The organism is Haloglomus salinum, assembly GCF_024298825.1.
Taxonomy (GTDB): Archaea; Halobacteriota; Halobacteria; order Halobacteriales; family Haloarculaceae; genus Haloglomus; species Haloglomus salinum.
Genome location: NZ_CP101153.1, coordinates 3,236,112 through 3,260,009 on the forward strand (window position 1 = coordinate 3,236,112; position 23,898 = coordinate 3,260,009).

29 protein-coding genes and 1 pseudogene are annotated in these 23,898 nt (G+C 68.4%); 11 read left to right on the forward strand and 19 right to left on the reverse strand.

The genetic code is table 11. The features are described from left to right. Positions 1–102: 102 nt before the first annotated feature. From NL115_RS15735 to NL115_RS15745, 3 genes are all read right to left on the reverse strand, one after another. A complete protein-coding gene (locus tag NL115_RS15735) occupies positions 103–858 on the reverse strand; it encodes a VOC family protein (RefSeq protein ID WP_434084023.1) in 756 nt (251 codons plus the stop codon). 219 nt (positions 859–1,077) lie between these two features. Beyond that, complete coding sequence (locus NL115_RS15740) at positions 1,078–1,329, reverse strand: hypothetical protein (RefSeq protein ID WP_254830285.1); 252 nt, start codon at positions 1,327–1,329, stop codon at positions 1,078–1,080. A gap of 22 nt (positions 1,330–1,351) precedes the next feature. Next, positions 1,352–1,981, reverse strand: a complete 630-nt coding sequence (locus NL115_RS15745; protein WP_254830286.1) for a J domain-containing protein — start codon at positions 1,979–1,981, stop codon at positions 1,352–1,354. Positions 1,982–2,160: 179 nt separating this feature from the next. Between NL115_RS15745 and NL115_RS15750 the strand changes: the two genes are divergently transcribed. After that, entirely contained in the window at positions 2,161–5,478 is a 3,318-nt protein-coding gene (locus tag NL115_RS15750) for a M14 family metallopeptidase (RefSeq protein WP_254830287.1), read from the forward strand. 38 nt (positions 5,479–5,516) lie between these two features. Here the strand turns inward: NL115_RS15750 and NL115_RS15755 are convergent, their stop codons facing one another. Next, the gene (locus NL115_RS15755) at positions 5,517–6,275 is read right to left on the reverse strand and encodes a proteasome assembly chaperone family protein (RefSeq protein WP_254830288.1); all 759 of its coding nucleotides are present in this window, start codon (positions 6,273–6,275) and stop codon (positions 5,517–5,519) included. A gap of 158 nt (positions 6,276–6,433) precedes the next feature. Here NL115_RS15755 and NL115_RS15760 point away from each other — a divergent pair, with 158 nt between their 5' ends. Together NL115_RS15760 and NL115_RS15765 are read left to right on the forward strand one after the other, a co-directional pair. Next, the gene (locus NL115_RS15760; protein ID WP_254821853.1) at positions 6,434–6,580 is read left to right on the forward strand and encodes a DUF8555 family protein; all 147 of its coding nucleotides are present in this window, start codon (positions 6,434–6,436) and stop codon (positions 6,578–6,580) included. 404 nt (positions 6,581–6,984) lie between these two features. Then, positions 6,985–7,257: a PadR family transcriptional regulator gene (locus NL115_RS15765; protein ID WP_254821854.1), complete on the forward strand. Its 273-nt coding sequence runs from the start codon at positions 6,985–6,987 to the stop codon at positions 7,255–7,257. 18 nt (positions 7,258–7,275) lie between these two features. Here NL115_RS15765 and NL115_RS15770 read toward each other — a convergent pair whose 3' ends face one another. Then, positions 7,276–8,001 (reverse strand): GNAT family N-acetyltransferase, encoded by a 726-nt coding sequence (locus tag NL115_RS15770; protein WP_254830289.1) that lies wholly within the window; start codon positions 7,999–8,001, stop codon positions 7,276–7,278. A gap of 336 nt (positions 8,002–8,337) precedes the next feature. Between NL115_RS15770 and NL115_RS15775 the strand changes: the two genes are divergently transcribed. Then, entirely contained in the window at positions 8,338–9,033 is a 696-nt protein-coding gene (locus NL115_RS15775) for an HD domain-containing protein (RefSeq protein ID WP_254830290.1), read from the forward strand. A gap of 42 nt (positions 9,034–9,075) precedes the next feature. Here NL115_RS15775 and NL115_RS15780 read toward each other — a convergent pair whose 3' ends face one another. The 3 genes from NL115_RS15780 to NL115_RS15790 form a co-directional block, all read right to left on the reverse strand. Further along, positions 9,076–9,753 carry a LysE family translocator gene (locus tag NL115_RS15780; RefSeq protein ID WP_254830291.1) on the reverse strand — a complete coding sequence of 226 codons (678 nt, stop codon included), beginning with the start codon at positions 9,751–9,753 and terminating at the stop codon, positions 9,076–9,078. Positions 9,754–9,893: 140 nt separating this feature from the next. After that, positions 9,894–10,691, reverse strand: a complete 798-nt coding sequence (locus tag NL115_RS15785) for an MBL fold metallo-hydrolase (RefSeq protein ID WP_254830292.1) — start codon at positions 10,689–10,691, stop codon at positions 9,894–9,896. Between the two features lie 50 nt (positions 10,692–10,741). After that, a complete protein-coding gene (locus tag NL115_RS15790) occupies positions 10,742–11,014 on the reverse strand; it encodes a winged helix-turn-helix transcriptional regulator (RefSeq protein WP_254821859.1) in 273 nt (90 codons plus the stop codon). 380 nt (positions 11,015–11,394) lie between these two features. Here NL115_RS15790 and NL115_RS15795 point away from each other — a divergent pair, with 380 nt between their 5' ends. Further along, positions 11,395–12,186 carry an amidohydrolase family protein gene (locus tag NL115_RS15795; protein WP_254830293.1) on the forward strand — a complete coding sequence of 264 codons (792 nt, stop codon included), beginning with the start codon at positions 11,395–11,397 and terminating at the stop codon, positions 12,184–12,186. Between the two features lie 16 nt (positions 12,187–12,202). On the opposite strand, the gene NL115_RS15800 is transcribed toward NL115_RS15795, so the two are convergent. From NL115_RS15800 to NL115_RS20735, 4 genes and pseudogenes are all read right to left on the reverse strand, one after another. Further along, positions 12,203–13,246, reverse strand: coding sequence for a glycosyltransferase (locus NL115_RS15800; RefSeq protein ID WP_254830294.1), 1,044 nt, complete (start codon positions 13,244–13,246; stop codon positions 12,203–12,205). A gap of 149 nt (positions 13,247–13,395) precedes the next feature. Further along, positions 13,396–13,758 (reverse strand): DUF8048 family protein, encoded by a 363-nt coding sequence (locus NL115_RS15805; RefSeq protein WP_254830295.1) that lies wholly within the window; start codon positions 13,756–13,758, stop codon positions 13,396–13,398. 2 nt (positions 13,759–13,760) lie between these two features. Then, positions 13,761–14,015: a MoaD-like domain-containing protein gene (locus NL115_RS20730; RefSeq protein ID WP_350355321.1), complete on the reverse strand. Its 255-nt coding sequence runs from the start codon at positions 14,013–14,015 to the stop codon at positions 13,761–13,763. A 33-nt stretch (positions 14,016–14,048) separates the two neighbouring features. Further along, positions 14,049–14,327 (reverse strand): annotated as a pseudogene (locus tag NL115_RS20735) (ubiquitin-like small modifier protein 1); the annotation flags it as partial. Positions 14,328–14,418: 91 nt separating this feature from the next. Here NL115_RS20735 and NL115_RS15815 point away from each other — a divergent pair. The 3 genes from NL115_RS15815 to NL115_RS15825 all read left to right on the forward strand — a co-directional run bounded on the left by NL115_RS15815 (position 14,419) and on the right by NL115_RS15825 (position 16,753). Beyond that, the gene (locus NL115_RS15815; RefSeq protein ID WP_254830296.1) at positions 14,419–15,333 is read left to right on the forward strand and encodes an aminotransferase class IV; all 915 of its coding nucleotides are present in this window, start codon (positions 14,419–14,421) and stop codon (positions 15,331–15,333) included. 100 nt (positions 15,334–15,433) lie between these two features. Further along, positions 15,434–15,922, forward strand: coding sequence for a Rieske (2Fe-2S) protein (locus NL115_RS15820; RefSeq protein ID WP_254830297.1), 489 nt, complete (start codon positions 15,434–15,436; stop codon positions 15,920–15,922). A 75-nt stretch (positions 15,923–15,997) separates the two neighbouring features. Then, positions 15,998–16,753 (forward strand): sporulation protein, encoded by a 756-nt coding sequence (locus NL115_RS15825; RefSeq protein WP_254830298.1) that lies wholly within the window; start codon positions 15,998–16,000, stop codon positions 16,751–16,753. On the opposite strand, the gene NL115_RS15830 is transcribed toward NL115_RS15825, so the two are convergent. Then, positions 16,750–17,043: a transcriptional regulator gene (locus tag NL115_RS15830; RefSeq protein ID WP_254830299.1), complete on the reverse strand. Its 294-nt coding sequence runs from the start codon at positions 17,041–17,043 to the stop codon at positions 16,750–16,752. The genes NL115_RS15825 and NL115_RS15830 overlap by 4 nt on opposite strands. A gap of 100 nt (positions 17,044–17,143) precedes the next feature. Between NL115_RS15830 and NL115_RS15835 the strand changes: the two genes are divergently transcribed. Further along, on the forward strand, positions 17,144–18,109 hold the full coding sequence (locus NL115_RS15835; protein WP_254830300.1) for a nucleotidyltransferase family protein: 966 nt from the start codon (positions 17,144–17,146) through the stop codon (positions 18,107–18,109). A gap of 26 nt (positions 18,110–18,135) precedes the next feature. Here NL115_RS15835 and NL115_RS15840 read toward each other — a convergent pair whose 3' ends face one another. The 5 genes from NL115_RS15840 to NL115_RS15860 form a co-directional block, all read right to left on the reverse strand. Further along, positions 18,136–18,882, reverse strand: coding sequence for a diphthine--ammonia ligase (locus NL115_RS15840; protein ID WP_254830301.1), 747 nt, complete (start codon positions 18,880–18,882; stop codon positions 18,136–18,138). Positions 18,883–18,944: 62 nt separating this feature from the next. Beyond that, positions 18,945–20,072, reverse strand: coding sequence for a DUF373 family protein (locus NL115_RS15845; protein ID WP_254830302.1), 1,128 nt, complete (start codon positions 20,070–20,072; stop codon positions 18,945–18,947). A 58-nt stretch (positions 20,073–20,130) separates the two neighbouring features. Further along, on the reverse strand, positions 20,131–21,138 hold the full coding sequence (gene sppA / locus NL115_RS15850) for a signal peptide peptidase SppA (protein WP_434084024.1): 1,008 nt from the start codon (positions 21,136–21,138) through the stop codon (positions 20,131–20,133). A 329-nt stretch (positions 21,139–21,467) separates the two neighbouring features. Beyond that, positions 21,468–21,746, reverse strand: coding sequence for a UPF0058 family protein (locus NL115_RS15855; RefSeq protein ID WP_254821870.1), 279 nt, complete (start codon positions 21,744–21,746; stop codon positions 21,468–21,470). Between the two features lie 104 nt (positions 21,747–21,850). Continuing rightward, a complete protein-coding gene (locus NL115_RS15860) occupies positions 21,851–22,063 on the reverse strand; it encodes a ribbon-helix-helix domain-containing protein (RefSeq protein WP_254821871.1) in 213 nt (70 codons plus the stop codon). A 220-nt stretch (positions 22,064–22,283) separates the two neighbouring features. Here NL115_RS15860 and NL115_RS15865 point away from each other — a divergent pair, with 220 nt between their 5' ends. Then, positions 22,284–22,877, forward strand: coding sequence for a sulfite oxidase-like oxidoreductase (locus NL115_RS15865; protein WP_254830304.1), 594 nt, complete (start codon positions 22,284–22,286; stop codon positions 22,875–22,877). Between the two features lie 82 nt (positions 22,878–22,959). After that, positions 22,960–23,340: a hypothetical protein gene (locus NL115_RS15870; protein ID WP_254830305.1), complete on the forward strand. Its 381-nt coding sequence runs from the start codon at positions 22,960–22,962 to the stop codon at positions 23,338–23,340. Positions 23,341–23,372: 32 nt separating this feature from the next. On the opposite strand, the gene NL115_RS15875 is transcribed toward NL115_RS15870, so the two are convergent. Beyond that, positions 23,373–23,834 (reverse strand): YkgJ family cysteine cluster protein, encoded by a 462-nt coding sequence (locus NL115_RS15875; RefSeq protein WP_350355323.1) that lies wholly within the window; start codon positions 23,832–23,834, stop codon positions 23,373–23,375. Between the last annotated feature and the right edge of the window lie 64 nt (positions 23,835–23,898).

The window sequence follows — 23,898 nt, forward strand, 5'->3', positions numbered from 1 at the left end:
CGACGGAAACCGGGCTCGCGAGACAGCCGATGACTGTTGGCGATTGGAGCAACCCGATTCCACTGTCCGGGTTCGGGGTCCGGTTCGCAACGCGCTCGACGGTCAGCGCCGGATGACCTCGACCTCGTGGCCGTCGTTCGTCTTCGTGAACGCGTACATCTGGTTGCAGGATTCGGGGTCGCGGTAGTCCTCGGCGTCGCGCAACTGGAGTGTCTCCCAGGCGTCGTTCAGGTCGGCAGCCCGGACCGCGAGGTGCCCCCAGGCATCACCCATCTCGTAGGAGCGGCCGTCGTAGTTGTAGGTGAGCTCGACGCTCATCGCCTCCTCCGGCGCGCCCTCCGGCCGCATGAAGTAGAGCGCGAAGTCGTCCAGCTCGACGCGGCGGTGCATCTCGTAGCCGAGCTTCCGGGTGTACCAGCCGATGGCGGCGTCGGCGTCCTCGACGCGGAGCATCGTGTGGTCGAGCGACCAGCGCGCGCCATAGTCACGCTCGACGATCTCGATCTCGTGGCCGTCCGGGTCCGTGACGAAGGCGTAGTGGCCGCCACAGGACTCGGGGTCGCGGTAGTCCTCGACGCCTTCGTCCATCAGCTGCTCGTACGCCTGGTGGACGTCCTCGACACGGACGGCGATGTGGCCCCAGGCGTCGCCGAACTCGTACGTGCGGTCGTCGTGGTTGTATGTGAGTTCGAGGACGGCGCCCTCGTCGTGACGGTCCCCGGGCGCGAGGAAGACGTTGGTGAAGGTGTCGGCCTCCATGCGCCCCTCCTCGACGTAGTCGAGATGGGTGGTGTACCAGTCGACCGATTCCTCCAGGTCCTCGACGCGCATCATGGTGTGGTCGAGCGTCGCGTCCAGTCCGGTCTCGGATTCCAGCATTGGTCGCGCCTACTCGCGCGCGAGCGAAAAAGGTAGTGACGGCGATGGGATTCCGGATGCGACCCGGCGACCCGGACGGAATCGGATAACCGCAGCAATAGCCTCTTTTGTTATCTATGTGGGTATCTTGATGTTATTCTGTGGTGCTATTGGGATACATGTGGGTTTGAGACGCTATGATATCCGGAACGGCGAAGGCTATCCGTCCAGTTCCGGGTCGTAGCCGTCCGCGTTCTCGCCGCCGGGGCGAGGTTCGACGCCGACCTGCCGGAGCGCCTCGTAGTAGGTCGAGGCGTCGGCCTCGCCGACGAACGTCGCGAGCGCGTCGTGGTCGAGCTCCCACGCCGCGTACTGGACGGCGCTCCGGTTGAGCGGGTGGTCGACCTCCGCGTGGTCGAGCGCCTCGGTCAGCTGCGAGCGCACCTCCTCGGTGATGGAGACGCGGGTCATGCGGCCCTCCGGAGGGAAGCGCTCACGACGCGGCCTCCCCGGTGGCTGCGGCCTCGCGGGCCGCCGTGTACGCTTCGCGCACGCGCTTGAACTCGTCCTCGTCGCCGCCGTGGTCCGGGTGGACCTGCTTGACCTTCCGGCGGTAGGCCGCCCGGACCTCGGACTCGCTTGCACCCTCCGACAGCCCGAGGACGGCGAACGCCTCGTCGTAGGGCTCCAGGTCCCGCTCTGCGGGGTCCCGGCCGAGGTCGACCTCGGGCGTCTCGAACGGGAGTCGCGAGCCCAGATGGATGCCCGGCAGCTCGTGTTCGACGAGCACCGGGTGGGTCGCGGTGCGCTCCAGACGGTAGAACGTCCGCGGGTCGAACGTGATGGCCACGTCGCGACCGGGAAGGTAGAACTCGACGCTCGCTCCCTCGACGGGGTGGTTCTCGGCGTAGGGCTCGTCGATGGCGTCGAGATACTCGCGGATCTCGACCGTCCGGCGTTCGCTGTCCGTGTTCGACCCAGACCCACCACCGGTGCCCCGGCCGGGGAACCAGCGTGTCCCGACGTAGAACAGCCCGGCGGCGCAACAGCTCGCGGCGAACCCGAGCAGCAGTCCCACGACGACCCATCGCGGGACCCCGAACCACAGACCCTCGCTCGGCACGACGCCCCGTAGGGGTGGTGGGAGTAAGTATCTCTCGGGACCGGGCCGGGTGTCCGGGGACGAACGAAGGCCGGCGACCCTCGCGCCGTCGGCCGTTTGGACGGTTCTGTCAGAACCGTTTACCCGTCGGGAACGCCCTCTCGGACAACCGCGGAGTACGTGGTGTCCACACATCCACAATGGTACGAGACGACACATCCGAGGACGGGAGCGATGGACGGTTCGACGACGCTGGTATCGACCGGCGGACGTTCGTGAAGCTGTCGGCGGCGACGGGCGCGGCGCTCGCGCTGCCCGGCAATGCCACCGCGAGTGCGTCCGCCCCCGCGTTCGACGCGGAGTACGAGTACATCCAGAACCACACACCAGCGGACCACGCGGTGCCGACGCTGGTCCGGTTCGAGTCCGGCACCGACCCCACGGTGCTGGAGTCGTTCGACCCGAACGCCGTCACGACGACCGAGCCCGAGCCGGCCGCCTACGGACGGCTGACGGCCACGGAGGCGGAGGTCGCGGCGGCCGAACTCCCGCAGGCGTCGAAGTTCCAGTTCGCGCCGGGGTCGAACCCGTTCTGGCGCATCGGCTACTATCCGTTCGGGGTCTTCCCCGAGGCGCGGCGGGCCGTCGACTGGATCGGCTTCGAGCAGCTCAAGGACGGCCTCCACGAGCTGGAGGACCGCTACTCCGATACGGTCCGCATCAAACGCTTCGGGCAGTCCCCCGGCCACCTGAACAACGCGACCAACCGCGACGACCCGAAGGGGATGTACCTCGCCGAGGTGACCGACTTCACCTCCGAGGCGTCCTTCGCGGAGAAGGAGAAGGTGTTCTTCTCCTGTTCGCTGCACGGGCTAGAGCGGGCCGGCGCCGAGGCTGGCGCGCGTATCATCGAGAACATCGCGCGCGGCGACCAGTTCGCCGGCGACCTGCCGGAACTGCTCGAGGACGCCGTCCTCATCTTCGGCTTCACCAACCCGGACGGCTGGGCGGTCCGGAACCCGCAGTACGACTCCGGTTGGCAGCTCGGCGGTCCCGGGACCGGGCTCCCCCGCGCTCCGGCCGCGCCGCTGTTCGAGCGCGGGAACGCCGAGGTGTTCGACACCAACCGCCAGTACCCGACGGTCGGGTACATCACGACCGCGCACAACCCCGCCGAGCCGCGTGACGCGCCGGACTACATCCACGACAAGGTGCCCGACGCGGTGTCTATCGTCCAGCAGTTCCGCTCGTACGAGAACCTCAACTACGGTGCGGACCTCCACGGCGGGCCGCTGTTCGAGGACTTCGTGCTCGGACTCATCTCGCAGGACCAGTACACCCTCGAGGAGTCCCACGAGGTGTACGCGATGTGCGAGGTCATCAAGGAGAACCTCGACGAGGCGCTGGTCGAGTGGCAGACCGCCGGTGACCTGAGCGAACCGCTCCGGAACGCGCTCGGCAACCCCTCGGTTCCGCTGGCCGGCGGCACGCCCCCGGACGACGCCTTCGACTACGCGACCATCTACGACACCATCGGCTACACGGTCTCCGGCGCCATGCTGGACTGGATGGCCCACCCCGAGGACCTCGGCGGACTGGGCATGACGACGCTGGACTTCGAGATGTCGTTCTCGCACATGGTCGGCGGGAACGTCTACAACCCCGAACTGCTTCGGATGGAGGTGCTGGGGTACCGGGAGGCCATCCGGACCATCTCGAACTTCGCGGTCCGGAACTCCGACACGCCCACGACGGATGACGAGTTCGACACCACCGTCGATACGAAGGTGGAGACGGACACCGACGAGGACGGCGAATCCGTCGCGTTCGTCACGCCGACGGACCTGTTCGACAGCGAGGGCGAGTTCGACCCCGCGGGCGACCCACTCACGCGCTCCGCCGACGACCTGGACTTCGGCCGCAGCGGTTCGACCACGACGGACCAGACCAGCCAGTCCACGACCGTCGCCGGGACGGATATCGCCACCGTCTCCCAGGAGGTCCCGGCGGGCCTGCACAGCATGCAGGTCCACATGCACTCACACAGCGCCATCATGGACCTGGAACTCGTCTCGCCGTCGGGCGAGGTCGTTCGCGAGTTCGAGGGCATCACCGAGAAGCGCGTCGGCGGGAAATGCTGTGGCTTCCCCGAGTGGGACGTCGCCGACCCCGAACCCGGCGAGTGGACGGTCCGCCTGTCGAACCTGCTGGTCGACGCTCAGGAGGTCGACGTGCAGTTCGCCACGCTCTCCTCGAACGGTCCGAACCCCGACCCGAAGGAGGCGCTGGGCTACGAGCAGCGCGGATACACCGTCACGCCGTTCCAGTTCGCACTCGACTACGACGCAGCCGTCGAGGACCCGGGGGCGGTCGACCTCGTCACCGTGGCCGATGTCGCTGGCGGAGCCCTCTCCGGCTACGACCACGCCGTCGTCATCCACGACTACGTCGACGCAACGAACCGTGTCGGCGATGCCACCAGAACGGCGTACTTCGACGCGCTCGACGCGTTCGTCGACGCCGGCAACAACCTCGTCCTCACGGACACGGGCGTGAACCTGCTGGGTGAACTGGAGAACGACCTCGTGGGGAGCGGCCAGTTCGGGCAGGACGCGTTCACCAGCACCACCCAGGACGTGGCCCGATACACGAGCAAGAACCTCGACCACCCGCTGATGACGGACGTGCGCCCCATCCAGAACCAGCTCTGGAAGGTCGCGCCGCTGGGCTACAACGTCTCCGGTGAGGCGCCGAGCCACCTCGTCTCCCAGAGCGCCTTCACGAGCGGCCCGGCCACGTCGTCGGTCGCCGGCAACATCGACGGGTCTGTTGCGACGGGCTCGCTGACTCGCGCGTCCGACGACGGCACCGGCATCCACGTCATCGGGTCACTGCTGCCGCCAGCGAGCCAGGCCAACCTCCACCCGTTCGGCCTGCTCGACTACACGGTCTCGTTCCTCGGCTACCTCGTGTTCACCTCCGCGCTGGGCTTCCAGCAGGTGCGCACCGTCGAGGGTGAGAAGCCGACGGAGTTCGGCCGCGGCGACTCCTGGGACACCGGTTCCGGCTCGGGCGGCTCCGGTGGGTCGGACGGCCCGACCGTCTCGGGCTCCCGGGGCAGTGCGAGCAACCCCTACACGCCGGGTGACACGCACCAGGTCGAACTGACCATCTCCGAACTCTCGGAGGCGGCGACGGTCACGGACTCGCTCCCCTCCGAGGACTGGACGGTCACCGGCGGCGACGTGGAACAGAACGGTGCAACCGTCGACTTCGGGACGGTCCAGCCCGTCGACGCTGGCGGGAGCGACACGGAGACGCTCCGCTACTTCGTCGAGGTACCCGAGACGAACGGCCAGGCCACGTTCGGCCCGGCGGCGGCCGACGGGACGGCGTTCGGCGGGCAGAACACGCTGTACGTCGTGGGTGGCGACCCCAGCGGTGGGTCGGCGCCCGCGTCAGAGAGTGATTCCGTCGGGTCGACCCTGACGGGCACCCGGGGCTTCACGGACGACTAGCTCGGCCGTCCCCTCGCCCGGAACCCGCGAGTCGATGCTCACCCGATGTAGCGCAGGTCCTCGTCGCTGGGACTCTGGGGGCCCTGCTCCATCTCCTGGATCTTCTTGATGACCTCCTCCATCTCCTCGGCGCGGTCCTCGAGCGACGCGTACCCGACCTCGAAGTCGACGACCTCCTGCAGCACCTCCAGCACCGCGCGGGCGCTTTTCGGATCGACCAGATAGCCGGACGTCTCGCCCATCAGGCAGGCTGTGGGGATGTCGCGGCGCTCCCCGAGCCCGAGCAACAGCCCCGAGACACCGACGATGCCGCCGGCGGGTTCGTCCTCGCGGAACTCCACGCCCGCGGCTTCGAGTTCCCCGACCTGCTCGTCGTCCGTGGCCGCGCCGACGACGGCGTACTCCTCGATGAATTCGCCCGTCGGCACCCCGCCCAGCGCGAAGGCGCGCTCGACGCCGAACGCCTCGGCCACGTCGAGGAAACAGTCGGTCAGCCGGTAGTGGCCGGGAGCATCGGTGGCCTGATGGTCGCCCGACAGGAGGAGGATGTCCGCGCCGTCGGTCCGGACGGCGTGGAACTCAGCGGAGGCCATCGTCGTGGTCCCGTCGTCGTCCACGGCCACCTGCGGCGGGAAGTGCTCCGAGTAGACCCGCCGGACCAGCTCCGCGTCCTCGAACTCCTCGAGCAGGTGTTCGGCCACGAGCTTTCCCACGTGCCCGACTCCGGGCAGCCCCTCGACCAGCACGGGGTCCTCGAGCTCCGGGTCCGCGTGTTCCTCGACGTCGAACTCGTCCATACCGCGGGGTGGGGGTCCCGACACTTGAACCCCGGCGGGTCGGTGCGACCACCCCACCAGGGGCGTGCGCTGGGCCGGGGGCGGAACCGATGGCGCGCCGTCCGGCAGCGACCGCCCCGACGGTCAGGTTCTTCCGCCGGGCACCCGTACGCGGGACTATGCGTGACGAAGACGAAATCCGCGAGCAGTACGAGTTCCTGAAGGCCGAGCTCGACGACGAGGAGATGAACCACGAGGGGGTCCGGCAGATGTTCACCTACTACAAGCGAGCCCTGGGCTGGGTGCTCGAGGAGGAGTACATCTAACTGGACGACAAGTCGTCTCCCTCGGTCGGTAGGCTTAAGTAGAAACGGCGATTCGTATCAGGTGACGCTTCGCTTGGAGGGCCGAAGCGTCAGCGGGGACCAATTCAGGGCGGCAACGGCCGACCGGCCTTTTCATCCGGTCGGCCCTTGCTTTCCTTTCCGAGCACTACTCGACGAGCGACAGTACCGCCGTCACCGTAGTATCCAAGACAGGTCAAACTTCGGAGGCGTCCCGCTACCTTCTGATGGCACCGAACCCCGTAGCGAGTGGAGATGTCATCGTTCGCCCTGTACGACGCCCACGACGGCGTGAGGTAGCCCGCCCGCACAGATTGGGGGAGTGACATGATGAAAGCGATATACTTATTCGATACCGACAATAAGTCCGGAGCAGGTAACTGTCCATGTACGACCTGACCGGCTTCCAGCGGGACCTGTTGTACGTCATCGCGGGGCGCGACGAACCACACGGCCTCGCCATCAAGGAGGAACTGGAGGACTACTACGAGAAGGAGATCCACCACGGTCGACTGTATCCGAACCTCGATACCCTGGTCGAGAAGGGCCTCGTCGAGAAGGGTCAGCATGACCGGCGAACGAACTACTACACGCTGACACGTCGTGGTCGTCGGGAGATCGACGCCCGGCGCGACTGGGAAGAACAGTATCTCGATTGAGCGAACGGCCCGGTCGGGTTACATGTACGCGGCGTCCCAGCGCGTGGGCTTGCGCTGGTTCCCACACTCGTCGCACTCCATCCGGCCCATCGTGTCCATCGACGTGATGAACGTCTCGCAGTTCCCGCAGTAGTAGCCCCACTTGTTCTCGCGGTTCTCGTCCGTGTAGACGGTGTGGAACGCGCCCTTCGAACCCCGGTCCGTGTCGAGATGGTCGATGTAAACCTCGTCGCCGTCCGGCGTCGTGGCCGCCTCCAGGTCCTCGGTCTCGGCGTCCGTGTAGACGTTCTCGACGAACGTGGGTCCGTCGAGCTCGACCCGCCCCTCGCCGCTCTTGACGAGGCCCTGGCGCTCGTAGAACTTGTTGCCCTCCGTGTTGTCCGAGAGGACCCGCCCACGGATGGTCTCGGCACCGCGGTCCCGGAGCGCGCGCCGCGTCTCGCGGAACAGCTCCCCGCCGATGCTCTCGCCCCGGTGCATCGGGTCGACGTGGAGCCAGTTGATGTCCCCGTGGTCGTCGACCAGTTCGCTCTCGGAGAACGCCACCAGTTCGACGCCGTCGTCGACCACGAGGAACAGCACGTCGTCGTCCTGGAGCTTCTCGGTGAACGTCTCGCTGGAGTACCAGCGTTCGATTGCCTCCTCGATCGCTCCGGGTGAGAGGGAGTAGGACGCCTCCATCGACCGCTTCGCGATAGAGCGGATTGCCGACTCGTCCGCCGGGGTCGCTTCTCGAACCTGCATACGTGCAGGTGACGGTGGGGCCCGGCATAAAACCACCTCGCTGGCGCGGTGAACTCGAAGTCCGTCCACCTCGCGCCCCCGGCCGCCGCGCTCCGGGGACAGGCTCTCCCGTCGCCCCATCCCGGGGACCCGCTGGATGGTGTCAACCACCAGTAAAAGCCGACCGGTGGCCACCGACCATTGGTGAGTGCCGAAGCGCCCGATACCGGGTTGTAGAGGTGGTATATGGCTGCTTTCCTGCTGCGACCAGTACCATAATCACTAAGACTGGAAACCACCTTTAGTTACGTAACATGACTGACGTTCGTGCGGCAATGCCGTCCCGGAGGTGGGTCGATGGGCGTTGAGATAAAGGAGTCGCCCGTCACCGACGCGGAGTTCGAGGCGATGAAGGGGTTCGTCCACGACTACCTCGCGGCCTCGGTCGAGAACGAGGAGGAGGGTGGGCGGATGCGCTGGTACCCGTGGCACAGCGCGGAGTACCGGTTCAACCACATCCTCAACGTGACCGAGCTGGCGACCGATATCGCCCGGGAGGAGGGCGCCAACGTGGACGTGACGCGGGTCGCGGCGCTGTTCCACGACATCTCGAAACTGGAAGCCGACCAGGACGTCCACGCCGAGGAGGGCGCTCGCGTCGCCCGGGAGTACCTGGAGACGCACGGGGAGTACCCGGAGTCGTTCGTCGATGCGGTCTGCCGCGCGGTCCGCGAGCACTCCTACCAGGGCGACCTCGCCGACGTGACGCTGGAGTCGCGCTGCCTGATGGAGGCCGACCTGCTCGACAAGGTGGGCGCCAACGGCACCGCCCTGATGCTGCTCCGGATGGGCTACGAGTCCCGCACCCACATGGACGCCAACGAGATGGTGGGCCGGGTGCTGGAGCGCGGCGAGGACGCCGCCCAGCGCGTCCGCTCGGACACCGCCGAGAGCATCGCCCACCAGCGGCTCAAGCGGGTCCGGTGGTTCAAGGAGTGGCTGGAGGGTGAAATCGCGGACATGGAGCCCCCGGGTCGGAACGAGTCCGGGTAGCCGCAGCCGGCAGCGACGGCCGGATACGCGAGCCCTCGCCGTTCAGAGCCCCGACAGCGTCTCGGCCGCGCGGACGAGGTAGAACACGCCGAACCCGGCCAGCACGAGCGCACTCACTCCGGCGACGGCCGGGGCGAGTCGGTCGACCCGGCGCTGGGCGCCCACGAGCGCGGCCGGGAAGCCCGTGACCCAGACCCCGATACCGACGAACAGGCCGACGAGCAGTGCGGGCGACCCCGTCTCGACGACCAGGAGTCCGGACAGGGCCTCCGAGAGCGGCGCGAGTGCGTCCAGGGTGCCGGGTTCGAGAAGCCCGACGCCGACCGTGAGCCAGAAGACGATCTGGTAGGGGTTGGTGAGCGCCAGCACGAACGCCTTCCGGAACCCCCGACTCGACTCGTCGAGCGCGGCGTCGGCGTCGGTGAACGTCTCGCGGACGTCCGCGACGGCCCCGTAGGCGAAGTAGAGCATCAGGATACCGCCGAGACCGACCATCAACCCCGTTACGAGCGCGGACTGGCGCACGAAGGTCACGACGCCGGCGACCGCGAGCAGGAAGAAGATGAAATCGGCCGTCGCGGCCCCGAGACCGGCCTGGAACCCGGAGAGCCAGCCCCGGAGAACGGACTCCTCGGCGATGACGGCGTTCATCGGTCCCGGTGGCGCGGCCAGCGCCAGGCCGAAGGCGACACCGGCGGTGAGCGAGACGAGCGTCGACATCGGCTGGAGCTACCGGGTGGGCGTGTATAATCGTTGTGTGGTGAGAAGTCGTGACATGGTCACTGAGGAGCCCTTTTCGACAGGTATAGTTCGAATTTACGGCGTACTGCGCCAATTTCTCGATAATATCGCCTTCTCGCTCACACTGGCGTCGCCTCGGCACCGTCCCAGTGGACGTGCCCCTCGACGGCGAGTTTCTCGAGATGTGCGATGACGGTGGCCTCGGCCATATCGCGGACCCCCGAGAGGTCTTTCTCGTACGCCGTGTCGGTTATCTCCTCGACGGTCCGGGCGCCGTCGTGGACCGCGCGGCGGACGCGCTCCTCGCGGTCACGCCGGTGGGCGATGAGGCGAGCGCAGGTCTCGCGGGGGTCGGCGATGACGGGGCCGTGCGAGGGGTAGAGCGTCTCCGGGTTGCGGGCCCAGAGGCGGCGAAGCGACGAGACGTAGGCGCGCATGTCGCCCTGCGGCGCGCCGACGACGACGCTCCCGGCGGCGACCGCGAGGTCGCCCACGAGATACGCAGTGGCGCCCCCGATGTCGTCGTCAGCGAACCGGAAGCCGACGTGCTCGGGCGCGTGGCCCGGCGTGTCGACGACGGTCACCTCCCCGTCGGCGGTGGGGATGGTCGTGCCGTCGACGAACGTCCGGTCGGGCGCCACGCCGGTCGCGGCCTCGAAGTCGGCGGCACGACCGTACCGGCACCAGACCGTCGCGTCGTGGGCGACCGCGTACCGCTCGACCGCACCCACGTGGTCCGGGTGGTGGTGTGTCACGGCGACGTGGTCGACGGTACGGTCGGCGAGCGCGTCGTCGAGTTCGTCGGTCACGGCGGCCGGGTCGACCAGGAGGGCGCTGTCACTCCCGAGGATGTAGGCGGCGGTCTGCCCCGTGGGCGCGCGGGTGGCGACGGAGAGGGAGACGCGGTTACAGTCCATACCTGCGGGTCGGGTGCGGGAAGGAAAAGCGTGGTCGCTGGACGCTGGCGTTACTCCGTGAGGAAGTAGACCTGCTTGCGGGCGTCGTGGAAGGAGTAGCGCGACCCGACGAGGTCCTCCTCTTCCAGCCGGTTCAGCGCGTAGCGCACGGTACGGTCGGGGAGGAGCGACTCCTCGGCCAGCTGGCCCTGGGAGAGCGGAGAGGCGTCCTCGAGGACCTTCGCGACGAGTTTCGCACTCGGCGGGAGTTCGCGCAGACGCTCGCGGAACTCGGGGTCTGTCAGGGGCGACTCGGCTGTCTGCTCCTCCGGCGTCGTGCTCATACCCGTAGTGGCCCGTACCCTTCCGTAAAGCCTCGCTATATGTGTGACAAAACAATACGTACACTGCTATGTGACTAAGGGTCCCTTATACAAACTCGGGTGACATAAGTTGCCGGAACCGATAATAGACGTATCTCCCCGTGATTGGAGGGCCGCTTATCCCTCTGGCCGGTGCGTGTCGGGCTGGTCCCGGACTAGTGTACTCGATGTGGTAGGTCTGTGGTCGGTTCACCGGCGTTCCCCAGCGTCCCCGCCGTCCGCCCGACGGTCGCGTGCCGGTGTCGGCTCCGAACCGGCGCGCGAGCGGCCCGGACGCGGCCCCGACTGCCCCGGACCGAGGTCGGGGGAACGGTTTTGCGGGCCCGTTCCGACCTATCGGTATGCTCGAACTCGAGCACGGGTTCAGGGTCGTCGATGTCGGGGCGACGCTGCCCGGCGAGCGGGGCGGGTCCAGAGGACGTGCGGTCGTGCCCGACCGACTGGAGCGAGAACTCCGGCAGGCGGGCGTGGTACGGGCTGTCGTCACGCCACCCGCCCGGCCGAGCGAGGGTGGCTACCTCGCGGCCAACAACGCCGTCGCCCGCCGGTCTGTCGACCGGCCGTTCGTCCCCTTCGCCCGGCTCTCCGGCCCGCGCGTGCCGGGCGCCCCGGCCGGCGAGCGCTCACACCCGGGTGACCACCCAGGCGCCGACTCCGTCGCGCAGTACGGGTACGACGACCGATTCCACGGCTTCGCCATGGACCCGGCCCGGGACGGCCTGCCGACCCGAGAGACGCTCGACGCGCTCGGCGACGTGGGCCTGCCCGTGCTGGTGACGGCCGGCAACGGGTTCCCCCCTTCGCGGGTGGCCGACCTCTGTGGCCGCGGGTTCCCCGTCGTCCTCGGTGGGGTCGGTGGCGACCCGGGGACCCGCGAGTTGTTCGCGACCGCCGTCGACCTGCTGGACCGTCACGACGACCTCCACCTCGACACGGGGACCGTCCGGACACGGTCGCTGCTCGAGCGGGCGCTCCGCGAGCATCCCGACCGTGTGCTGTTCGCCAGCCGTGCCGGGGAGGCCCATCCCAACGTGGCCGTGATGACACTCCTGACCTGTTCGATTCCCGAGGATACGATGCGCCGGGCGTTCGACGCCAACCCCTCGCGGGTGGTATCGTCGCTGGCGCCCTGACACATCTGACGGGGGGCTACCCGCGCCGGTCGAAGACCGTGACAGCCCGGTTCGTCCGCGAGGAGAGACCGTTGGGGTTCCGCCGAGGGTCGCGGTCGCGGTAGCGTGCCCGGATGCCGTCGGCCAGCCCGCGCCCCATGCCCAGGGCGACATCGCGGCCGTTTCCGAGCCAGACGGAGGGTCGTCCCTCGCCGCGGCCGACCTCGCGGAGTCCCGTCCACGCGTCATCGAGCGCGTGGCGACAGACCCGGTAGGCGACGGTCGGTCGCGGGCCGTAGTTCTTCGCGAGCCGGTAGGCCAGCGACCGATAGCGCCAGCGCCACTCGGCCTCCTCGCCGCCGTCGGCCCGGGTCGACGGGCCGTGCTCGGGGTCGAACCGGACCGCCATTCCCGGCCGCCAGTCGACCTCGTACCCCGTCGCGGCCAGTCGATGGGCCGCGTCCCGCGCCCCTCCGACCTCGAGGTACTCGTCGAACCCGTCGATCTCGTTCAGCGCCACCTGGGTGAACGCGACGTTGCGCGGGTTGACGTAGGTTACCGACCGACCCTTTATGCGGCGTGTCTCGACCTCCTCCGTGGCGAGTCCCGCACGGAGCTGCCGGTTCGTCGGCCCGGAGAAGGCCCCGACCGGGCGTTCGTCCGCTGCGGCCTCGCTCTTCTCGTCACCGTCGCTTTCGCTGTGCTCGTCCGCGCTGGCACCGCCGTCGGTCGCCACCTGCTTTCCTGTCTCCGTCTCGGGGTCGCTGTCGACGCCGGGCATCCGGTCGCGGAGGGCATCCAGCCATCCCTCCGCGACCACGAGCTCGTCGCCCAGGAAGGCGATGATATCGCCACTCGCACGCGCCGCGCCGGCGTTGCGAGCGACGTTCACGTTCCGCTCGTCCAGCTCGACGAGCACGTCCACGTCGTCCCGGTCGCGGACCATCCCGCTGGTCCCGTCCGCCGAAGGGCCGTTGGCGACCACCGTCTCGACATCCGGCGCTCGCTCGACGAGCGAGTCGAGACAGGCCGCCAACCGCTCCCGCCCATTCAGGGTGGGTATCACGACCGAGATATCCATACGGTTTCGTTCGGCTACCCAGGGCCAAAAAGCCCGCGGGTCGGGAGGCGTACGGCGAGGTCTGCCCTGCCACAGCGCGTGTAGCGAAGGAACTGCCTCACTTGGGGGCGTCCTGGCCTCGGTGCGCGGCTGGCTGTCCGTGGTGGCGATTAGCGGCCGATGACCACGGCCTCACGGATGTCGAGTGCCGCCTCGAACTCCTCGTGTCGGTCGGTGTCGGTCCCGATGCGGCGGAGTTGCGCGCCGTGGACCCGGCGGAGCGCGTCCGTCTCCTGCTCGGTGAAGCCGAGTCGCTGGCCGAGGTCGCCCCAGTGGTCGGCCTCGACGAAGAAGCCGACGCGGTCGTCCTCGTCGAAGGCCACCTCGTACGTCCGCAGGTACTCGGTGAGCCGGTCGGTGAGATGGGCCTGCGCGAGGTCGACGAGGTCCGGGAGCCGCTGTGGGCTCACACTCGCCTTCGCCGCCGCCAGCAGCAGGACCTGCCCGTCCATCGGGTCGCCGTCGCCGGCCATCTTCAGCCTCCGGCGCGCATGGCCTTCCGGCCGAACTTCTCCATCAGCGGGTCCAGCGTCTCCGGCGGCCCCTCGAACGTGACCGTCACCTCCGTCAGGGTCATCGACCCCGCGACGTTGACCTTCTCCGCGCTGGTCTCGACCCGCCAGTCCGGCCCCACGACGACGTGGTCGTCGACCTCCTCGCCGCCGAGATTGACGAGGTAGTGACGCGCGAGCCGCTCCGAGATACCCCGGAAGGCCTTCTCTCGGGTGATGCGCTCTCGCTCGTCCTCGGTGGACTCCCCGCTTCCCCCGGCGACCGGCGGGAAGACCGAGACCGCGTCCCCGTCCTCGAGTGGTGTGGCGAGCCCCGACATGTGGACGACCTCGCGGCCGTTCTTCAGGACGGAGAGCTGTGGCCGCAACTCGCCCGCGTCGTCGAGTATCTCGCCCTCGAGCCCGTCGAACTCTGCCTCCAGTGCCCGGAGGACCACCCCGACGTCGGCACCGTCGTCGACCTCGCGTTCGATGGTCTTCGACCCGACGGCCTGCCGGAACGTCGCGAAGAACCGGAGCTCGATTTCCATGCCCACCGAAAGGGCCGGACCGGACATGAGTGTTGGCGTGGCGCGTTCGACACGACAAGAGCGAAGCGGCCCCCGTCCGTTCGCCGACACGATGACGGATACGGGCGGGAACGGCGAGCGCATCTACCACGTGAACGGACGGCTGGTCCCCCGCGGGTCGGCCCGGGTCTCGGTCGAGGACAGAGGATTCCGGTACGGCGACGCGGCGTTCGAGACGATGCGGGCCTACGGCGGTGAGATTCTCGACTGGGACCGCCACCTGGCGCGGCTGGAACGGACCTGCGAGACGCTCGGGATGGCCGCGGCCGTCCCGGACGACCTCGCGGTCCGGGTGGCTGACACCATCGACGAGAACGCGTTCGACGACGCGTACGTCCGTGTCTCGGTCACCCGCGGCCCGACACAGGGCAAACTCACCCCGCCGCCGGAAGCCGAGCTCGAACCGACGGTCGTGGTGGTCGCCCAGCCGCTCCCGCGTGGCGGCCTGCCCGACCACGGTGGGGAACCGGTCTGGGACGACCCCGCGGTCGTACAGACGGTGCGGACCCGCCGTATCCCCGACGCCGCGCTGCCGGCGGACGCGAAGACGCACAACTACCTCAACGGCACGCTCGCCCGGCTGGAACTCCGCCGCGCGACCAGCGACACGTACGCCCCGGACGAGGCGCTCATGCGCGACTTCAACGGGAACGTCGCGGAGGGCGCCACGAGCAACCTCTTCTTCGTCGACGACGGTACCCTGAAGACACCCGAACCCGGCGACCTGCTCCCCGGTATCACCAGAGAGGTCACGCTCGAACTGGCCGAGGCCGAGTCGTTCCCGGTCGAGACCGGCCACTACGACCTCGACACGGTCCGGGACGCCGACGAAGCCTTCCTCACCAACCGGACCTGGGAACTCCGCCCGGTGGCGTCCATCGACGGCATCGATGTCGGTGGTGGGCCGATTACATCACTTCTTCAGCGACTCTACGATGAACGAGTGGAAGAACGCTGCTATTCGTAATTCTCGCTGACAATCAGCGCCGTTCGAACCGAACGCGTGCTGGGTTCTATCTCGCCCCATCGCAAGGGTTGAATCGCCCGCTCGCCAATGCCGGGGCAGAATGGAGGTCAGCGACGACCAGCGAATCTGCGACGTGGAGGACGTTCCCGGGGCGGGGACCTTCCTCTTCACCTACCGTGACGGGTTCGACACCGGGGAGGCGCTGCTCGTCCGGTTCGGTGGCGGCGCGCCGTCGAGCGATGCCGAGGCGGGTGGCACGGCCCTGGGTGACGAGGACACCGGCATCGGCTGCTGGAAGAACTACTGCCAGCACTGGACCGACGTGCGCCTCGACAAGGGCAGCGGCGCTCGCGTCCGGGATGGGGAACTGTGGTGCAACAAGCACGCCGCCACCTTCCGGCTCGACGACGGCGTCTGCACGCACGGCCCCTGCGAGGGCGCCGTACTCGACGAGGTCGAGGTGACGGTCCACGACGGCGGGGTCTACCTGACCGACGACCGCTACGAGTTCGACTCGACGGGACCGGACGGGGACCGTGACCTCTCGACCGGCTCACCCGGCGGGCGCATCGATTTCACCGGTTCCTGAGGGGTCGCTACCGGCGCTCGTCCGAGCGGGTCCCTCGCGGAAACGCTCATGATGCACCACCCGGAAGCGCAGGTCATGGGGCTGCTCTCGCGACTGGGTGTCGGAAGTGCGACGGTCGATACGGTGCTTCCGACGACCCGTGTGACCGCGGGCGAGTCGGTGACCGCACGGGTGGAGATCGAGGGAGGGCGGGACCACCAGCACGCGACGGAACTGGTGGCCGGCCTGTTCACCAGGGCACAGACCGGTCACGGCGAGCGCGTGGTGGAGATCGGGCGGACGCCCCTCGCCACGGACCTCGACATCACGCCGGAGACCGACCGGTGGTTCGAGGCAACGATTGACATCCCGCCCTGGACGCCCATCACGCTGGAGGGGACGAACGTGTGGGTGGACACGGACCTCGCCATCGACTGGGGGGTCGATACACACGACGAGGACGAGCTCCACGTCGAACCCGGCCGACGGCTCCGGCTGGTGCTTCAGGAACTCGAGGAACTCGGGGTCGTCCCGCACCGGGCCGTCCCGTTGACAGGTCGGGGGGAGCGCGAGGCCGCGCCGGGCGTCGGGGACGACCACCCCGTCGTCCAGCAGTTCGACTGTCATCCGCAGTCGGGGAGCTTCGTCGGGAGCGTCCGGCGGCTGACCGTGGTGGCGGTCCCCACCGAGTCCGACCTCCGGCTCCATCTCCGTGCCGACATGGACACGGACGTGATGTACGAGGCCTCGGGCGCCTACGAGTTCTCGACCGCAATCGACGTGACCGACGAGCGTCCGGCCGAACTCCGCCACCGGCTGGAGCGGGCCATCGGTGGCTCGACCGGCCCCTAGTCGACGCGGAACGCCGGCTCCTCGACGGCCTCGGACTTGCAGTCCGGGCACCGCGAGGGGCGGTTCACCGGGTCGTCGAACGCCGAGAACCCGCAGTCGCGACACTCCGGCGGCGCGACCAGCAACTGCTCGTCGGCCGCATCGAGCGACCGGGCGATGTGCCGGACGTGCGAGAGTGCCTGGTCGGTTGTGATGTCGAACTCGCTGGCGATGGCGCTGGCCCGGAGTGCCTCCGACCGGAGTTGGTCCGTAATCCGCTCCCGGGTGGTTGGTTCGTCGACGCCCTGCATGCCGTGGCGTAGGTGGCCCCCCGGCAAATCCCTTCCCCCGGCGCCTTCGGCGGGCCGGGAAGGGAAACTGACTTGCACGGGGGTGCCGACGCCACGCGGTATGCACGCTGTCGTCCTGGCTGGTGGGTACGCGACGCGCCTGTGGCCCATCACGAAACACCGGCCGAAGATGTTCCTCCCTGTCGGCGAGACCACCGTCGTCGACCGTATCTTCCGCGAACTCGAGTCCGACGACCGCATCGGCGACGTCTACGTCTCCACCAACGAGCGGTTCGCCGACGAGTTCCGCGAGCACCTCGCCGAGAGCGAGTTCGAGAAGCCCGTCGTCTCCGTCGAGGAGACCACCGAGGAGGACGAGAAGTTCGGCGTCGTGGGGGCGCTCGGGCAACTCGTCGACCGCGAGGGCATCGACGACGACCTGCTCGTCGTCGCGGGCGACAACCTCGTCGACTTCGACCTCAGCGAGTTCGTCGACTTCTTCGAGGCGAAGGGAGCCCCATCGCTGGCGGCCTACGATGTCGGCTCGCGCGAGAAGGCGAGCTCGTACGGCCTCGTCGAACTCGACGGCGACCGCGTCGTCGACTTCCAGGAGAAGCCCGACGACCCGAAGAGCACGCTCGTCTCAATCGCCTGCTACGCCTTCCCCCGGGACCAGCTCCGGTTCGAGGAGTACCTCGAGAGCGGCAACAACCCCGACGAACCGGGCTGGTACCTCCAGTGGCTCCAGGAGCGGACCGAGGTCGACGCCTTCGTCTTCGACGGCGCGTGGTTCGACATCGGCACCCCCGAATCGTACCTCGAGACCGTCGCGTGGTATCTGGAGGGCGACAGCATCGTCGCCGACGACGCCACCGTCGTCGACACGGCGATCGGCGAGAACGTCCACGTCATGTCGGGCGCCCACGTCGAGGACACGACCCTCGACCGGTCGCTCGTCTTCCCGAACGCGCACGTCGAGGACTGCGAGATCCACGACTCCATCATCGACGAGGAGACCCACGTCGAGGATATCGACCTCGCGGGCGCGCTCGTGGGCGCGCACACCCGCCTGACGAACGGCGAGTAACCCGACTCACTGTCGAGTGAGGTGACTCACTCAAGCGACGCGCTCGTGACCCGGACGTGCCCCCGCGTTCCCTCCCACACCGCCTCGAACTCGAGGCTGATTCGCCGGGCCATGTGGGGCCCGTCGACGACGAACGTCTCGAACTCCCCGCCCTCGCCGAGGATGTGGACACCGTACTCCTCGTTGAGAGCCTCGAGGTCGGCGAGCGCCGCCTCGTCCAGTCGCCGGCCGAGCCACGACTCGTCGAGGCCACCCGCGGCCACCTGCACGATGCGGATGTCGAACCCGGCATCCAGCATCGCCTCGGCTAGCATGCGGGGGTCCTCCTGCCACAGCGGCGCGAACACCGCACAGCCGAGGCGGTCCGCCATCGACCGGATGCGTGAGGTCTGGTACTCGCTCTCGACGGCGCCGGCGGTGACACCGCCGAGGCCACCGAGTCCCTCGCGCAGGTCCTCGAGCGCGCGCTCCAGGGGTTCCAGTTCACGGTCACCCTGCGCGCCCGAGTCGGTCGCCGCCGCGGCCTCGAAGTCGTCGGGATAGACGTCGACGAGGTCGATGCCGATGCTCTCGGCGGCCAGCGCCGTCAGGTCCGTCGCCGGCGTGTGGTACATGTAGGAGTCGCCCTCCGGGTGGACGGTCACGAGTCGCTCGACCGGAAGACCCGCCTCCAGCGCCCGGTAGAGTGCCCACGAGGAGTCCTTCCCGCCGGAGAAGAGGCTCACCCAGGGCTGGTCCATGGGAAGCCCGTCGGCGTCAGCCGCGTCGGTCATACCTCGAATAGCGATGCGACCGCTTTAGCCACACCGCTCTCCGGACGGCGGCGCGTGTCGACTCACGACTCCGGGAACTCCTCCTCGACGCTCTCCTCGGTGGTGATGTATGAGGTGAAGCGGACGCCGCCGAGACTGATGGCGATACCGAGCAGGACGTACACGGCCAGCCGGGTCCAGACGGTGACGGTGAACCCCTCGACGGAGACTGGGCCCAGTTCGGTTGCGGGGACCATCACCGACGGAATCTCGCCCGCGCGTTCGAGGAAGTACGCCGAGAACCCGCGGACGACGAGTCCGACCGCGACCACGCCGAACGGGAGGTTGAGGAAGGCGTTTGGGACCTGTTCCTCGGCGAGGAACTCGTCGATGAGCCGCCCGGTCGAGGCGGTGAGAGCGGCCAGCGCCAGCCACGGGACTGCCGCGAAGACGAACCGCATCCCGAGGATGACCGGGCTCGCCGCCGTGTTCGACACGTCGATGGCGCCGGCGAAGACGCCGACCATCGCGAGCCCGGCGCCGACGACATACGTCACGAGCGACACCTGCCCGGAGTAGAAGGCGTCCCGCACCGCGCCCGGCAGCGCGGCCAGCCAGTCGTCGACGCCCAGCCCCTTGTAGAGGAGGAACACGCCGATGACGGCGGCGATGGCCGACACGGCGACCGTCAGCGAGTCCGCCAGCAACAGCAGGACGGGGAACGCCAGCAGGGCCGCGCCGATGGGGACCAGCACCGTCGCGCGCAGTTCCTCGTCGGCGAGGAACTGCTTGAGGACGTAGTAGGTGGACTCGATGTCGTGGCTCTGCCGGACGACCACGCGGTCGACCGCGTCGACGCGAATCCGTGATTCGACGATGGGGACCAGCCGCTCGTCCTCGGCGCTGTCGGTGACGACGACGGCCGAATCGGGGCCGTACTCCTCGACCAGCCGGTCGGTCTGTCGGGCGACCGCGCGGTCGGCGTCGACGCCATCGCCGCCGCCCGAGACCACCGCGACGATGGCCTCGTCGCCCTCCGCCTCGATGTCGTCCGCGACCCGAAGCGTCTCGAGGAAGCTGTTGACGCGGGAGGTCTCCGGGTCCTCGACGCCGATATCCATCACCAGCGATTCGATGGCGTCACGCCCCACCACCGGCTCACCGTCGGCGAGGTCCCCCCTGCGGTCCACACAGACGACGAGCGTACTCACGCACGGGAGGTGGTGGCGCCCGGATAAAAGGGTTCAGGCTGGCTCCCGCGGCACGGCGTCACCGTTCGGCACGGACCTCGACCTCGTCGTCGGGCGTGACCGCATCCGCGAGGCCCTGCCCGAGCGCGTACGCCACGCCGCTCGCACCGCCGCGGAGGCGCGCCCCCAGCCCACGCCGGGGCTCGAAGGTCGACACGCGCGGCTCCGTCCCCAGCAGCGTCGCCAGCCGGTCCTCCACGTCGTCGCGGGTGCCGAGGTCGTCGACCAGCCCGAGGTCGTGGGCCTCCGACCCGAGATAGACGCGTGCCTCGGTGTCACGTACGAAGTCCTCGTCGAGGTCGCGCCCCTCGGCCACTGTCTCGACGAACGTCTCGTAGAACTCGTCGGTGATCCCCTGCAGGTACTCGCGCTCGTCCTCATCGAGTTCGGTGAACGGGGAGCCGGCCTCCTTGTACTCGCCGGCGACGAACTGCTTGTACTCGACACCGAGTTTCTCCAGCAGCCCGGTTGCGGTGAAGCGTGGGCTCCGGACGCCGATGGAGCCGACCACCGACCCCTCGCGAGCCCACAGCTCGTCGCAGCCCGAGGCGATCCAGTAGCCGCCGCTGGCGCAGGTGTCCGTGGTGTACGCGACGGTCACTCCATCGAACCGCTCTGCGGCCAGCCGGATGTCGTCGCTGGGCACGACCGCGCCGCCGGGCGTGTTGAGCTTGACGAGCAGGGCGTCGACCGCGTCGTCCTCGTCCGCACGCTCCATCTGCTCGACGATATCGTCGGCACCCGGCGTGGTGGGTGTCGAGGGAAGTGGGCTGCTCCCGCCGTCGCGGGTGATGGGCCCCTCGACGGCCACCTCCGCCACGTTGTACGTCGGGTACAGCGAGCCCGCGATGCGGCTGCCGAACTGGAGGCCTGCCCCCACCGTCGCCAGCACCAGCACCACGCCCAGCAGCTCGGCCAGGTCGCCGGGGAACCAGACGAACAGGACGTAGCCGGCGACGACGCTCAGCACCGCGACGAGGACGATGATGAGCGTGCGGGCGAACCCCTGCGTGCGGTCGCTCACGATACGCTCCCTCCGTGAATCGACGACCGATACCCTCGCGACGGGTCGTGATTCCCGTGTGGTTCCATACCGTCGCTCCGCCCGCGCCGGAGTTAAAGACACCCGACCGTGGATGGCGAACAGGCGGCGCCACGGCATCGACGGCGAGGGGTGGCGCCGCAGTACGAGTCCCTCGCCGACTCCTGTCAGGTCACGGGGCCGGTGGTCATGTCCTCCTATTTGAACCCATGGCGGGGAGAGGAGATGACAGATATGCACCGAAGCTGCTTCGTATGCCAGTATATGATGGGTTATTCAGAAAATGTGGCGAATAATTTGGGGGACTATGATTTTCAGAGCTTGCGCTCGGCGTCGTCGGCCAACTCTTCCATCCGCTTGCCGATACGGCCGGCGTCGGAGAACTCGTCCTCGCTCATCACCTTCGCGAGGGCGTTCCCGAGGACGAACACGGCGTGTTTGTGCTCCGATTTGGACTTGTGGACGTCGTTCGGGGTCACGTCCAGCCCCTTGTACTCCTCGAAGACGCTGGAGTCGACATCGTCCATCCCGTCGAACGTCTCCATGATGGAGACCATCTGTTCGTGGAGCTCCAGCAGTTCGTCCTTGTGCATGGAAGCGTGTTGCCGGTACGCCGACATAACAGTTGCGCGGGGGGAGATACCACGGGCTGCTGGCCTCGGAGTGCGGAGAGAACCGCTCGGCGCCGCGGGCGCCCTCAGAAGACGTACTCGTCCTCGTGGCCCATCATCCCGTCGTCCTCGAAGCCGGCGTCCTCGTCCTCCATCGGGCCACTCGTCTTGTACGCACGGATTCCGGTCGACAGGAGGTCCTCGATGGCCTCCTCACGGTTGACGAACTCGCCCCGTTCGACGAGCTGGGCGATCTGCATCTCCAGGTGTTCAGGAACGGTGATTTGTACCTTCGGCATCTGATTACGTGGAGATTCGGCAGACGGGGATTTAAACTTGGCGGGGGAGATACCGAATCCGACAATCCCGGGTCGCGGAGCGCGAACTTTCGCTTGTCCTTGGCGTGGATGTTTTGTCGTTAGCGAAGGAACTGCGGCGCGGCTGATAGGTCGGGGGCCGATGAACTGGTCGCCGCGGGTCGAACGTCAGGCATACGGATGCTCGCCCCGGACACGGCCCATGAGCGATATCGTCGACGTGACCGACCTCTACCACGAGTTCGGCGAGGAGCGGCTCCCGCCGGGGCAGCGCGAGACGAGCGCGTTCCCGGTGCTGTCCAAATCCGGCACGCCGTCGGTGGCTGAGCCCGATGTCGAGGTCTGGGGGGCCGTCGAGGAGCCGACGACCTTCTCGTTCGACGAGTTCCACGACCTGCCCAGCGAGACGCAGCGACAGGACTTCCACTGTGTCACGGGCTGGTCGAAGTTCGACTGCGAGTTCACCGGCGTCACCTTCCCGACGCTCGCCGAGGCCGTCGGTGTCACCGACGACGCGGTGCACGTCATGTTCCACGCCGCCGACGGCTACACGACCGACCTCCCGCTCGAGGCCTGCATGCGCCGGGAGACGATGCTGGCATGGGGCTTCGACGGCGAGCCCCTGTCGGCGGACCACGGCGGCCCGCTCCGCGTGGTGACACCGCACCGCTATGCCTACAAGGGGGCCAAGTGGGTGACTGGCGTCGAGTTCCTGACCGAACCCGAGCGCGGCTACTGGGAGCAGCGTGGGTACTCGGTCACGGCGGATCCGTGGGCGGAAGAGCGGTACGCGTAGCGCCGTCCCGACATGGGCGGCTGCCGGCCACCGCGCCGCACTCTCCCCGAGACATAAATCCATCACGCGAGTACGGGCGCGCATGCCCATCGATGCCGACGAGTGGGACGAGGGACGGACGGACCAGGGTGGCGAGGGGGGCCACGTCAAGGAGAAACTGCTGGAGTACCTCGAACTGAACGACACCCGCGCGTACACGGCCGACGAACTGGCGAAGGTGTACGCCCGCGAGGTTGCTGGCGACGCCGTCGCCGGGGAGGACCCCGAGGGAATCAGCCCCGACGCCCCCGATGACGGCGGCATGTTCGAGCGGTTCCTGAGCCGTGTCAACCGAACGGTCTTCCGGCGCTCAGGGAACATCCGAGAGGCGCTGGAGGAACTCGAGGCCGAGGGGCGCGTCGAGAGCAAGACCATCGAGACCGCGGAAGGCCGCCGGACCTACTACCGGGTCCGCCAGGACTGACGGCTCCGGGCGACCCGCCCGCTGCGGGCCGCCTACAGCTCGACCTCGGTCGTCGGGTCGTCGAGTTCCCACAGCAACTCGGGGAGGAACGCCTCCAGGTTGTCGACGACGCGGCGCTCGCTCACGTCGAGCCCCTCGCAGTGTTCGTGGGCGCTGTCCCGGATGGAGACGTGGATGTCACCGTCCTCGACCTGGACCTCAAGGGGGAACACGGAACATCGCGCGGGCTTCCACTCGTGTTCGGCGTGGAGCGCACAGAGCCCGTCATCGCGCAGGAAGTAGCAGGCGGCGCCGTCCTCCGGGTCGACGTGCTCGTCGCGGTCCTTCTGTTCGCGGCGGACGAAGTCCCGGCCATGTGCCTGGGTGACCGGGTCGTTGATCGACTCGCGCGCGGCGAGTTCCAGCAGGTCCTTCTCGTACAGCAGGACGCCGTGCTGACAGCACCAGGTACAGTCGTCGACACACTCGAACGTCAGCGAGGGGTCGAACTCCACGACGACCTCCTTCCCGTCGTGGACCGTCGTCCGGAACGGTGGCTCGGGGCGGCCCTCGCTCCCG